Below are 11,867 nucleotides of genomic sequence, written 5' to 3' on the forward strand. Positions count from 1 at the left end.
CGCCCAGGTCGACGATCCCGGCCGAGGCGACGATGTCTGCCGCGGGACCATCCCACCCGCTGGCGGCGGGCCCGTAGCCGTAGCCGGGCACGTAGCCGGCCCCGGCCGGTGCGCCCCCGCGGGCGGCGGTCGTCACTAGCAGCGGCCGCAGCGCCGCGGCGATCCCCAGGTCGACGAGCCGGGGGCCGACGACGGACAGGACGATGTCGGTGGCCGTCAGGTCACCCAGCACACCGATGGTGTGGTGGGCCGCCTCGATCGTCATCAGCAGGGTCCGGGCGAGCCGGTCGATCTCGTCGACGGACAGTGGGCCTCGTTCGGCCAGCTCTCGCGCCAGCGTCGGGCCGCCGACGAACTCGCTGACCACGTAGGGCCGGGCGGCCTCCGGCGCGGCGTCGAGCACACCACAGGTGTGCGGCCCGGCCAGCGCGCGCGCCCGGTCGACCCCCGCGGCGAAGCGGGCCCGCATGTCGGCGCGCGGCGAGTCACCCGGATGCAGCGATCGGATCGCGACCTGCGCGCCGCCGGGAGCCCGGCCGAGGTGAACGACGCCGGTGATGCCCGCGTCGATGCGGCCGAGGAGCTGGTAGGGCCCGAGCGCGTCCGGTTCGCCAGGGGCGAGCGGCGCGACGTGGCGCGGTAGTCGAACAGTCATGAGGGCTGCCCCGGGTGCGATCGCGGATCGTCGGTGGCGACTGGCTTCTCCGACGGTAGCTACTCAGGTCGCATCCGTGAAGGCCGCTAAGCCCCCTTCTTCGGGACAGTCCCGGTCGTGGTCGCCACAGCGCGGCCTTCCCCGCCGCCCTTGCCGGCGCTGAGCTGCACGGCTTCGGGATGCGCCGCCTCAATGCCGTCGAGCAGCCAACCCAGTGCCTGTTCGAAGCGGGTCGGGCGCCGTAGGCATCCGTTCGTCCACAGGCTGCGCAGCCGCGGGAGATCCTCCGCGCGGGTGAGCTCGCCGAAGTCCGGCATCGGCTGGAGCAGCGCGGCCGGGGCGTCGTCGACGTCGGCCGGACTGCCGGCAGGCGGGGCGAAGGCGTTCACGCCGAGCTCCCGCAGGGTGCAGCCGACCACGAGGTCGCTCACGGAGTGCAGGATGCGTAGCTGCTCGTCCAGATCATCGGTGATCCTCGAGACGACGGTGAGGTACTGCTCGATGTGGCGCATCTTGTTGGGGCCACGTGCGGGACGGGCGACGACGCGCAGCGCCCACGGGTGGCGCTGGTAGGACTCCCGGGTCCGCTGGGCGATCGCGGTGAGCGCGGTGCGCCAGTCCGCCGGGATCTCGGCGAGCAGGTGTTCACCCATGAACTCGTCCCACATCAGATCGAGCAGCTCGTCCTTGTCGCGGACGTGGTAATAGAGCGTCATCGTGCCGACGCCGACGGTGGTGGCCAGTCGTCGCATGGACACAGCCGCGAGGCCGTCGACGTCCGCGATGCCGATGGCGGCCCGGGCCAGCAGCTCGGGATGCAGCCTCGGCCGGCCGGTCGCCGCGGGAGCCAGCGCCGCGTGACCGCTCCGACCTGGCTCGACAGCGGGATCTGCTGGCGCAGCCATCTTCTGGTCACCTCCGGGAGCGTGCGGCCGTCGCACGCCGTGTTGCCGTTCGTACATCGTACGGCGTAGGGTGGTCCTCGTCGTCGTACGGCGTACGACGACGAGTGGAGGTGGGAGGACCTTGGCGATGAGTTCAGAGGCGACGGCGAGTTCGGAGACGATGACAGGTTCCAAGAGTGGGGCGCCCGGCCGGTCGCGGGCGAGCTGGGCGGTCCTGGCGGTGTGCTGCCTGGCCCAGTTCATGGTGGTGCTCGACGTCTCCATCGTGAACATCGCCCTGCCGTCGATGCAGGACGACCTCGGTATGTCAGCCGGCGGGCTGCAGTGGGTGGTCAACGCGTACACCCTGGCCTTCGCCGGCCTGCTGCTGTTCGGTGGGCGCGCGGCGGACCTGTTCGGCCGGCGGCGGGTGTTCGTCTTCGGCCTGGCGCTCTTCACACTGGCCAGCCTCGGCGGTGGCCTAGCCCAGAACGAGACGCAGCTCATCATCGCGCGGGCGGTGCAGGGCCTCGGCGGTGCCGTGCTGGCGCCGGCCACCCTGAGCCTGCTGATGACCTCCTTCGCCGAGGGGCGGGAGCGGACCCGGGCGGTCGGCGCCTGGGGCGCGACGGCGGCCAGCGGCGGTGCGTTCGGCACGGTCCTCGGCGGCGTGCTGACGGACGTCGCCAACTGGCGCTGGGTGCTGTTCGTGAACGTGCCGATCGGCGCGCTGCTGATCGTCGCCGCGCGGGCGGTGCTGGTGGAGTCGCGCGGCCGGGTCAACCGCCTTCGTGACCTCGACGTGCCGGGCACCCTGACGGTGACGGGCGGGCTGGTGCTGCTGGTCTACGCGATCGTGCGCACCGAGAGCGACTCGTGGACGTCGGCGAGCACGATCGGCATGCTGGCCGGCGGAGTCGCGCTGCTCACCGCGTTCCTGGTGATCGAGGCGACGAGCGACAACCCGCTGGTGCCGCTCGGCATCTTCCGCTACCCGGGCATCGCGGTGGCGAACTGCATCGCGGCGGTGCTGGGTGCCGGCATGTTCGCCGTGCTGTTCTTCCTGACGCTGTATCTGCAGCGGGTCCAGGGCTTCAGCCCGCTGCGGGCCGGGGTCGCGATCCTCCCCATGCCGGTGGCGATCATCATCGCGTCGCAGACCGTGACGCGGGTCATCGGGCGGCTGGGGCCGCGTCCGATCATCCTGACCGGTGTCGTCCTCGGCGCGGCGGGCCAGTTCTGGATGACGGGCATCTCCGCGGGTGGTTCCTACTGGGCGGAGGTGTTCGGGCCCATCTCGCTGATGTCGTTCGGCGTCGGCACCGTGATGGTCGCGATGGTCTCGGCCGCGACCGCGGGCGTGCCCCTGCATATGGCCGGTCTCGCCTCCGGGCTGATCAACACCGGCCGGCAGATCGGCGCGGCCGTCGGTCTCGCCGTCGTCACCACCCTCGCCGCGAACCGGACCGCGCATGAGACCAGCCACGGCGCCGCCGTGCCCGACGCGCTCACCTCCGGGTACTCCTTCGGCTTGCTGCTGGCGGCCTGCGTGTTCGTGGTCGGCGTGCCGCTCGCGCTGCTGCTGCCGCGTCGCCGCGGACCGGTCGTCCCGGTGCCGGCAGCGGCGTCGGAGGGCGAGCCGCTCGCGGTCGCCGACGCCGACGTTCCGGTGAACGCAGGCGTCGTCGCGCAGGCCGCCGGGGGCGCCGAGTCCTGATTGCGGGCCCCGCGGGGCGGTTTCCACGGCGCACTGCCGGGGTCGGCGTGATCAAGCACCGGCCCCGGCCCTGCGCCGTCCGTCCTCCCGCCGCGGCCACCACTTCCGTCCGCCCGATCGCGGCGTGCGGTCAGCCGAGCGGGATGCCGGTCAGGTACGTGTCCGGACGGCGCGCAGCAGGCCGATGGTCTCGGCCTGGGCGCGGAGTTCGCCGTCGGCGGTGAAGATCTCGACGCGGCTCGCGGTCCGCCCGTGGCCCGCGTGCAGGGCGTGGACGCGGAACAGGTGCCAGTCCCGCACGTCGAGGTCATCGAGGAAGGTCACTGAAAGGGAGAGCACCGCGCTGGCGAACGCGGCTGTGGCCGCCCCGTCCGGGTCCATGAGGCCCTCGGCGGTCGCGATGTCGGGCACCGGATAGAGCTCGCAGGAATGCGCGAGGAGCGCGCGCCAGATCGACGGGTCGTCCCCGGCGCCGCTGATACGCGCCCACCGATCCTGCTGGGCCGCCCCCACCCGCGGAAGCTGACGGATCTCCCAGGGCATCATCCAGGTGTTGTCCCGCGCCTCGCCCGTCTCCGGTCCGGGAGGCATCGGGATCGACGTCCGCCGGTCGACGAGATGCGCCTCGGGGGCGCGCAGCATCAGGTTCGCGCGGGACAACAGGTGCGAATCCTGGCGGAACGACAACGCCAAGGTGTCGATCGAGCTGCCGTGGGCGAGGCGCTCCACATCGATCCAGACCGGTTGGCGGGAGTCCCCGGGCCGGGCGAAGACCGTGCTCACCGAATGCACCGACTTGCCGGGTGTCAACCGCTCGGCGAGGACGATCTGCTGTCCCACCTGCTGCGAACCGAGGACGCCGCCGTGCGCGCTGAGCAGCGTCCGGCCCCGCACCGGCGGGACGTCGCCGTGCAGATCGAGCACCGTGAGCAGGTCGTCGAGCGTGAAGGTGCCCGGGGTGGCGTTGACCGGGCGTTGCGCCTCGGGGACCGCCGCGAGCTCGTCCGACGCCGGCGCGGGCCGTGTCTGCGTCAGCCGTGTCTGCGTCAGCCGTGTCTGCGTCAACAGTGCGCACCTTTCGTCGGCGCACCTTCGTTGGCGCGCCCGTGGGCCGACGCGTGGGCGACGGCCGTGGTGGACGGAGCGTCGCTGAGCAATATCGACCTGGCTCGGCGCGCAGAGCGGGTCCCAGTGGCCTACGCCACGGCTGAACCTGGCGACCAACTGCGCAAATAACGCAAAACGTGCAGGTAGCAGGCCCGTCTCTCTGTATACGGGCCCGGGTACTGAGTTGGATACAGAGTTTATCGGCGTGTTACGTGGCGGGCGGTGGGCTGAAACGCCATCCCCCGACTCTCGTCAGCAGACAGGACGGGACAGGCACCGGACCACCGGTTCGTACGTGCCGAGCTCCCTCGGACCCACCCGCCCACACGCGGGCGGGTGGCGACACTGCGGACCCGGGATGGCGAGAGCTGGCATGAGCGAATTCGATCCGATCCCCACCGATCCGGCCCCTATCGAGCCCCTGACGGTGGGCGCCCGACCCTACGACTTCACCTTCGACCCCGCGAGCACCGCACTCGTCCTCATCGACATGCAACGGGACTTCCTCGAACCGGGCGGCTTCGGCGAGAGCCTCGGCAACGACGTGACCCAGTTGCGCGGCACGATCGAACCGCTGCGCGCGGTGCTCGCCGCCGCCCGCGCCGCCGGCCTCACCGTCATCCACACCCGCGAGGGCCACCTGCCCGACCTGTCCGACCTGCCGCCGGCGAAGCTGCACCGCGGCAACGCCACCCTGAAGATCGGCGACCCCGGTCCCAAGGGCCGCATCCTCATCCGCGGCGAGTACGGCCAGGACATCATCGACGAGCTCGCGCCGGTCGAGGGCGAGACCGTCATCGACAAGCCCGGCAAGGGTGCCTTCTACGCCACCGCCTTCGGTGACGTGCTCGCCGAGAAGGGCATCACGAGCCTGATCGTCACCGGTGTGACGACCGAGGTCTGCGTACACACGACCGTCCGCGAGGCCAACGACCGCGGCTACGAGTGCCTGGTGCTCAGCGACTGCGTCGGCTCCTACTTCCCCGACTTCCAGCGGGTCGCGCTGGAGATGGTCGCCGCGCAGGGCGGGATCTTCGGCTGGGTCGCCCCGTCCACCGAGTTCCTCACCGCGCTCGCCCCGCTGTCCACCGCCGCCGCCACGGCCTCCTGAGAAGGACCGCTCCCGTCATGATCAAGCTTGGGAATCGGCCGGCGTCGTCCGCGCCGGCACTGCCCTACTGGACGAAGGGCGACACCAACGCCTTCTTCGGCCTGGGCGTCAACGTCCTGGTCAACGTGATCGTGCTGACGTCGCTGTGCCTGTTCGTCGTCAACATCCCGAAGAAGGACGTGTTCGGCGCGATCCTGCCCGCGCTTGGGATCGCGATGCTGATCGGCAACCTGTTCTACGCCTACCTGGGGCGGCGCCTCGCGGCGAAGGAGGGCCGTGACGACGTCACGGCGATGCCGTACGGGCCCAGCGTGCCGCACATGTTCATCGTCGTCTTCGTCATCATGCTGCCGATCTACCTGAAGACGAAGAACCCGGTGAAGGCCTGGGAAGCCGGCCTCGCCTGGGCGTTCATCATCGGCATCATCGTCGTGATCGGCGCGTTCGTCGGGCCGACGATCCGCAAGTACGCCCCGCGCGCCGCGATGCTCGGAACGCTGGCGGGCATCTCGATCGCGTTCATCTCGATGCGCCCGGCGGCGCAGATGTGGGACGCCGCCTGGATCGCCCTGCCGGTCTTCGGCCTGCTGCTCGTTGGCCTGATGACCGATCTGAAGCTGCCGTTCAACCTGCCGATCGGCGCCGTCGCGCTGGCGGTCGGCACCGCCATCGGCTGGATCGGCGGGTTCATGAACACCCCGGACGTCACCGAGGCCGCGAAGGACATCGCGATCTCGCTGCCGACCCTGCACTTCCACCAGCTCGGCGAGGGCCTGTCGAACATCTCCCCGCTCCTGGCCACCGCCATCCCGCTCGGCGTCTACAACTTCACCGAGGGCATGACGAACGTGGAGAGCGCCGCGTCGGCGGGGGACAACTTCAACCTGCGGCCGATCCTGCTCGCCGACGGCTTCGGCGCGATCATCGGCTCGGTGCTCGGCTCACCGTTCCCGCCCGCCGTCTACATCGGGCACCCGGGGTGGAAGTCCGCCGGGGGGCGCACCGGTTACTCGCTGGCGACCGGCGTCGTCATCGCGCTGCTCTGCTTCCTGAGCATGTTCGGCCTGCTCAACGCGGTGCTGCCGCTGCCGGCGATCGTGCCGATCCTGCTCTACATCGGTCTGCTCATCGGCGCCCAGGCGTTCCAGGTCTCGCCGAAGGCGCATGGTGCCGCGGTGGTGGCCGCGATCATCCCGAACATCGCCTCCTGGGCGGCCACCCAGATCGACAACACGGTGACCACCGCTGTCGGGGTCGCGTCGAAGATGAACCCGCCGGTCACCCTGAACGTCACCGATGCGGACCTCGAGGGCAACAGCGTGCTGCTGCACGGCCTGCACGTGCTGGGGGACGGCGCGGTGCTGGCCGGGCTCGTCCTCGGCTCGATCGTCGCGTTCATCATCGACAAGAGATTCATCTCGGCGACGATCGCGGCGGCCGCCGGTTCGGGGCTGGCCTTCATCGGCCTGATCCACGCCGAGAAGGTCGAGTGGGACGCCGGGGGAGGGCAGGTCGCGCTCGGCTATCTGTTCCTCGCGGTGATCTGCGGAATCTGGGCGCTGACCCGGCCCGAGCCGCGGGTGCCGGACGCCGAGGAGATCGCGCTGGAGCGTGAACATGGCGTCCCGGCCCAGACGCCGCGCACGACCGACGACGCCCCGACGGAACCGATCGCCGAGTCCGCCGAGGCCGAGCCGGCCGCGTCAGCCAAGGCCGAGCCGGCGGCCACCGCCGGTTGAGCCCGCCGGCCGCCACGCCCACACCGCGATCACGGGGTGGGCGTGGCGGTCAACGTCAGCGTCGAGCTCGTGGTCGTGGTCGCGGTCGCGGTCGGGGTCAGCGTCGGGGTCGCGGTCGGGGTCGCGGCGGCGGTGGACGTCCGGGCGAACACGAGCGAGACCTCCATGATCCCGTGGTCCTCGGTGGAGATGCCGGGGAAGCTCGGGTTCGGGATGTCGTAGTCGGCGAAGACGATCGGGAGCTGGCCGACGGTGCGGATCGACATGCCGTCCCAGCGGGACTGCAGCGTCATCGTGACGCGTCTGGTCGTGCCGTGCAGGGTGAGGTCGCCCTTCGCGGTGGCCGCGCGGGTGGTCTTCGAGTCGGTGGGGACGGAGCCGATGGCGACCGGTTCGGCGAGGGTGAACGTCGCGGTCGGGAACGTCCTGGTGTCCATGATCCGCCCGCGGAACTGGGCGTCCCGGCGGCTCTCGTCGCTGGCGACGGTGTCCATCCGCGCCGTGAACGACCCCGCCGAGGCGACCGTGCCGTCGATGGTCAGCGAGCCAGTGACGTCGGCGGTGCGGCCGGCCGCCGTGGTGTCCTGGCCGAAGAGCGTCTCCTTGACGCGGTAGCCGACCTCCGAGCCGCTGGCGAGACGCCACCCGCCCGACAGCGAACCGGTCGGCGCGATCGTCTCGGTGCCGCTCGGCTGCGCGAGCGCGAACTCCTCCGGCGCGTCCGATTTGATCAGGTTGAGGTAGACCGCGGTGCCGCCCACCACCAGCACCGCGAGCGCGACGACGGCGCCGAGCAGGATCACCAGCAGGCGCGGCCGGCGTCGCCGCCGCGGGCGGGTCTCGACGGGTCCGCTCGGATCGAGGGAGGTGGTCATCGGTGGTGGTCCCCTTCGCCGGCGGCCCTCCGTGGCCTCTGCGACCCCGAAGCCCGTTCCTGCTGGTTGCTGCCCGATCGGGTGGTTGTCTCACTGACGGTGCCCAGAGAACCGGACCGGCACCCATCTCATTCGCCGCCGTCGTTGCCGCTCCCGCCGTCCGCGTCACTGTCACTGTCGCCGTTGTCTTTGTTGTGTCTGCTGTGCTCTGGCGGTCGGACCTGGCCCTGCGTGAGTGACTTCACCTGGACCGACACGTGGTCGTCGTGCAGCTTCAGCGGTGCCACGACGAACCGGCCGGCCGGCTGGTAGGCGCCGCCGGGCGCGGCGTCCCAGCTGTGCAGGCCCAGCCACCAGCGGTCGCGGGCGTCGGTGAAGGCATGCGCGCCGCCGGGGCCGAAACCGACCTTGCCGCCGGTCAGGATCGGCTTGTCCGCCGCCGTGCACGGCCCGAGCGGGCTCACGCACATCGCGTCGCCGACGACCTGGCGGCCGTTGAGGTCCGGGGCGGCCGAGTAGATCAGGTGGTAGTTGCCGTCGTCGGTGATCATTGACGGGCCGGCGACCCGCTTCTGCTGCCAGTCCCGGCCTGGTCGCAGCAGCACGGCCGGTTCGCCGGTGAGCACCAGGCCGTCCGAGCGCAGCCGTTGGGCCCAGAGCGCCGGGCCGGGGCCACCGGGCCGACCGGGGCTGCTCCACGCCAGGTAGTGCCGGCCGGCGGCGTCCACGAACGGGCTCGGGCTGGTGCTGCCGCCGTCGCCGGTCTGGCAGACAAACGGGGCCAGTGAGGTGTCGACGAACGGTTCCTCGAGGTCCTTCGTCGTCGCCGCGGACACGCAGCGCAGGCCCAGGCCGCGCACCTGCGCCGTGTAGTAGAGGACGAAGGAGTCGCCGAACGCGCCGATGGCGGCGGGGCCGAGCCCGCCGCCGGGCTCGGCCCACGGGGGTGGCGCGGCCAGGGCGTCGGGCTGGACGGTCCAGGAGCGGCGATCCCGACTGGAGAGCAGGCCGATCCTGGTGGGTGCGCGTGGATCGACGCCGACGACGTAGGTGGTGCGGTCGTGGGTGAGCAGCGACGGAGCCGGAAAGTCGACGTCGGCGACGGCGATGGCCCTGGTCGAGGCGGCCGAACCGGCCTTCGACGCGTACAGCCCGACCAGCACCATGACGATGATGACCACGGCCGGCTGGCGTCGGGCATAGTCCATCAGCCCCCCGGCCAGCCCCTTCTCGCCCATGTTGCCACCATCCCCATCGTGAGTGTCTGATGGCGGAGTGTATTCACGGTGGGGCTGTGTTGGGAGTTAATCGACCTTGAGTCCTGGTGCCGTGGATAATTTGCGGAGAAGATCCGCGCTGCGTGTGTTCAGGCCGAGGAGGATCACTTCGGTCCCGCGCGCGCCGTACTTCGTCCGGACGTCGTCCAGCGCGGCCACGGCGGCGGAGTCCAGCACGTCCGCCTCCGAGAGGTCGATGACCACGCGGGTCGGGTCATGGGCGTAGTCGAACGCGTTGACCAGGTCGTTCGTCGACGCGAAGAACAGCGTGCCGTGGACCGCGTAGATCCGCTCGCCGCCCTCCGGGTCGAGCACGCTCGTCACCAGCGCCACGTGCGCGACCCGGCGGGTGAACAGCAGGGCGGCCAGCACGACGCCGACCAGCACCCCGTAGGCAAGGTTGTGGGTCGGCACGACCACGGCCACCGTCGCGACCATCACCAGCGTCTCGCCGCGCGGCATCCGGCGCAGGGTCGACGGCGCGACGCTGCGCCATTCGAAGGTCATCACCGCCACCAGCATCATCACCGCGGCCAGCGCCGACATCGGGATGTTGCAGACGACCTCGCGCAGTGGCACGACGAGCAGCAGCAGGAACCCGCCGGCGGCGAACGTCGAGAGCCGCCCGCGGCCGCCGGAGTTCACGTTGACGATGGTCTGGCCGATCATCGCGCAGCCGCCCATCCCGCCGAAGAACCCGTTCACGACGTTGGCGATGCCCAGGCCCCAGGATTCGCGGTTCGGGTTGTGCGTCGTGTCGGTCATCCGGTCGACGATCTGGGCCGTCAGCAGCGTCTCCAACAGGCCCACGGCGGTCAGTGCCAGCACGTACGGCCCGATGATCCGCAGGGTCTCCCAGTTCATCGGAACATCGGGCAGGCCGGGGCGGGGCAGGGAGGACGGCAGCCGGCCCTCGTCGCCGACTGTCGGCACGGAGATGTGGAAGCCGACCGTGACGAAGGTCAGCAGGGCCACGGCGACCAGCGGCGCCGGGACCGCCTTCGTCAGCCGGGGCAGGGTGAGCAGGATCACGAGTCCCGCGGCCACCAGCACGTAGACCTTCCACGACCTGCCGACGACGTGCGGGAGCTGCGCCGTGAAGATCAGGATGGCCAGCGCGTTGACGAAGCCGATCATCACGGTGCGGGGGATGAAACGCATGAGCCGCGCCACCCCGACCTGCCCGAGCACGAACATCAGCAGTCCGACGCCGATGGTCGTCGCCAGCAGGTAGTTCAGCCCGTGCGCGCGCACCAGCGGGGCGGCCACCAGCGCCATCGACCCGGCCGCCGCCGAGATCATCGCCGGGCGCCCGCCGGTGAAGGCGATGACCACTGAGATGGTGAACGACGCGAACAGGCCTACCCGCGGGTCGACCCCGGCCACCACCGAGAACGAGATGGTCTCCGGGATCAGGGCCAGCGCAGTGACCAGCCCGGCGAGCAGCTCCACGCGCACGTGGCGCACGCCGGGCCAGCGCCCCGACAGCGCGATGACCGGCCGCCTGCGGGCGGTCGGGCTGCGCCTGTCGGCCGCCGCGGTGGCCGGCGGGCGCTGGGAAAGCTCAGTCATGGGTGGCCCTCGAGGATCGGCGACGACGGTGGCGCGCGGCGCGGCAGTCGGCCGCGGCCAGCGGGCGGATCCGGAAATTCGGCTTATACGTACAAAGTGCTATTCGTCGACGGTACGGACAGAGTACGGCCCACCGTCGGCGGCGCAGGTCGCGGTTCGCCGGTTCCGGACGGGGCCTTCAGACGCGCGGGGCTCCGAGTCGGACGAGATCCTGCTGCATCTGCTCGATCTCGATCGACTGGTTGAGCACCATGGCCCTGGCCAGGTCGCGGGTGCGGTCCTGCTCGCCGTGCTCGGCGGCGTACTGCGCCATCGCCAGACCGCCGCGATGGTGGTTGATCATCAGGGTGAGAAACTGCACGTCGAGGTCGTGCGCGTTGCTCGACGCGAGCCGGCGCAGCTGCGCGGGCGTCGCCATGCCCGGCATCCGGGCCGTGTCGTCGGGCGACGTCGACGGGGCGGCGGTGGCGGCGGCGCCGCCCATGTCCATGCCCGCCATGTCGTGGTTGGCGTCCCCGGTGCCGCCCATCCAGCGCATCGGCGCGCCGCTGGCCGTCTGTGTCCGGCCCCAGTCGGACAACCAGGCCGACATGACGCCGATCTCCCGCTGCTGGGTGAGTGCGATGTCCTGGGCGACGCTGCGCGACGTCGGGTCGGCACCCCGGTCGAATTCGATCATCGCCATCTGGACGGCCTGCGCGTGGTGCTCGGACATGTCCCGGGCGAAGCCGACATCGACCGAGTTCTCCCCCGGAGAGCCGGCGCTCAGGTCGTGCAGCGCGGCGCCGGCGGCCAGCAGCCCGGCGATCAGCACCAGCAGCACCGGCGTCCACAGCAGCGCGGACCGTCGGCGTCGGCGACCCGGGTGGCCCGCGTCGCCGGGCTGCCGCTCGGCGACGGTCGGCGGATCCTCGGCGGTCGGGGGGATCG

At 71.3% G+C, this 11,867-nt stretch carries 10 protein-coding genes; 3 read left to right on the forward strand and 7 right to left on the reverse strand.

Going from position 1 to position 11,867, the window contains the following annotated elements; all coding sequences use genetic code 11:
• Both MXD58_RS10015 and MXD58_RS10020 read right to left on the reverse strand, forming a co-directional pair.
• Positions 1 to 655 (reverse strand): protein kinase family protein (locus MXD58_RS10015; protein ID WP_518477691.1); only part of this gene is annotated, 655 nt, incomplete at its 3' end.
• Positions 656 to 741: 86 nt separating this feature from the next.
• Complete coding sequence (locus MXD58_RS10020; RefSeq protein WP_248836483.1) at positions 742 to 1,560, reverse strand: TetR/AcrR family transcriptional regulator; 819 nt, start codon at positions 1,558 to 1,560, stop codon at positions 742 to 744.
• 127 nt (positions 1,561 to 1,687) lie between these two features.
• Here MXD58_RS10020 and MXD58_RS10025 point away from each other — a divergent pair, with 127 nt between their 5' ends.
• Positions 1,688 to 3,256, forward strand: coding sequence for an MFS transporter (locus tag MXD58_RS10025; RefSeq protein WP_374615907.1), 1,569 nt, complete (start codon positions 1,688 to 1,690; stop codon positions 3,254 to 3,256).
• A 150-nt stretch (positions 3,257 to 3,406) separates the two neighbouring features.
• Here the strand turns inward: MXD58_RS10025 and MXD58_RS10030 are convergent, their stop codons facing one another.
• On the reverse strand, positions 3,407 to 4,321 hold the full coding sequence (locus MXD58_RS10030) for an acyl-CoA thioesterase (RefSeq protein WP_248836484.1): 915 nt from the start codon (positions 4,319 to 4,321) through the stop codon (positions 3,407 to 3,409).
• 415 nt (positions 4,322 to 4,736) lie between these two features.
• On the opposite strand from MXD58_RS10030, the gene MXD58_RS10035 reads away from it, so the two are divergent.
• Both MXD58_RS10035 and MXD58_RS10040 read left to right on the forward strand, forming a co-directional pair.
• Positions 4,737 to 5,474 (forward strand): cysteine hydrolase family protein, encoded by a 738-nt coding sequence (locus MXD58_RS10035; RefSeq protein ID WP_248836485.1) that lies wholly within the window; start codon positions 4,737 to 4,739, stop codon positions 5,472 to 5,474.
• Positions 5,475 to 5,491: 17 nt separating this feature from the next.
• Positions 5,492 to 7,213, forward strand: coding sequence for a regulator (locus tag MXD58_RS10040; RefSeq protein WP_248836486.1), 1,722 nt, complete (start codon positions 5,492 to 5,494; stop codon positions 7,211 to 7,213).
• A gap of 29 nt (positions 7,214 to 7,242) precedes the next feature.
• On the opposite strand, the gene MXD58_RS10045 is transcribed toward MXD58_RS10040, so the two are convergent.
• The 4 genes from MXD58_RS10045 to MXD58_RS10060 form a co-directional block, all read right to left on the reverse strand.
• On the reverse strand, positions 7,243 to 8,088 hold the full coding sequence (locus MXD58_RS10045) for a YceI family protein (protein WP_248836487.1): 846 nt from the start codon (positions 8,086 to 8,088) through the stop codon (positions 7,243 to 7,245).
• Positions 8,089 to 8,216: 128 nt separating this feature from the next.
• A complete protein-coding gene (locus tag MXD58_RS10050; RefSeq protein WP_248836488.1) occupies positions 8,217 to 9,326 on the reverse strand; it encodes a family 43 glycosylhydrolase in 1,110 nt (369 codons plus the stop codon).
• 66 nt (positions 9,327 to 9,392) lie between these two features.
• Entirely contained in the window at positions 9,393 to 10,937 is a 1,545-nt protein-coding gene (locus MXD58_RS10055) for a SulP family inorganic anion transporter (protein ID WP_248836489.1), read from the reverse strand.
• Between the two features lie 178 nt (positions 10,938 to 11,115).
• Positions 11,116 to 11,867: DUF305 domain-containing protein (locus tag MXD58_RS10060; protein ID WP_284678153.1), on the reverse strand; the 752-nt coding region annotated here is incomplete at its 5' end.

The sequence above is a fragment of the Frankia sp. AgKG'84/4 genome, from assembly GCF_023242965.2.
Lineage (GTDB): Bacteria > Actinomycetota > Actinomycetes > Frankiales > Frankiaceae > Frankia.

Excerpts from the sequence above, each read along its gene's own strand:
- MXD58_RS10020 (WP_248836483.1), bottom strand. The coding sequence starts at position 1,560 with ATGGCTGCGCCAGCAGATCCCGCTGTCGAGCCAGGTCGGAGCGGTCAC.
- MXD58_RS10025 (WP_374615907.1), top strand. The coding sequence starts at position 1,688 with ATGAGTTCAGAGGCGACGGCGAGTTCGGAGACGATGACAGGTTCCAAG.
- MXD58_RS10035 (WP_248836485.1), top strand. The coding sequence starts at position 4,737 with ATGAGCGAATTCGATCCGATCCCCACCGATCCGGCCCCTATCGAGCCC.
- MXD58_RS10040 (WP_248836486.1), top strand. The coding sequence starts at position 5,492 with ATGATCAAGCTTGGGAATCGGCCGGCGTCGTCCGCGCCGGCACTGCCC.
- MXD58_RS10045 (WP_248836487.1), bottom strand. The coding sequence starts at position 8,088 with ATGACCACCTCCCTCGATCCGAGCGGACCCGTCGAGACCCGCCCGCGG.
- MXD58_RS10050 (WP_248836488.1), bottom strand. The coding sequence starts at position 9,326 with ATGGGCGAGAAGGGGCTGGCCGGGGGGCTGATGGACTATGCCCGACGC.
- MXD58_RS10055 (WP_248836489.1), bottom strand. The coding sequence starts at position 10,937 with ATGACTGAGCTTTCCCAGCGCCCGCCGGCCACCGCGGCGGCCGACAGG.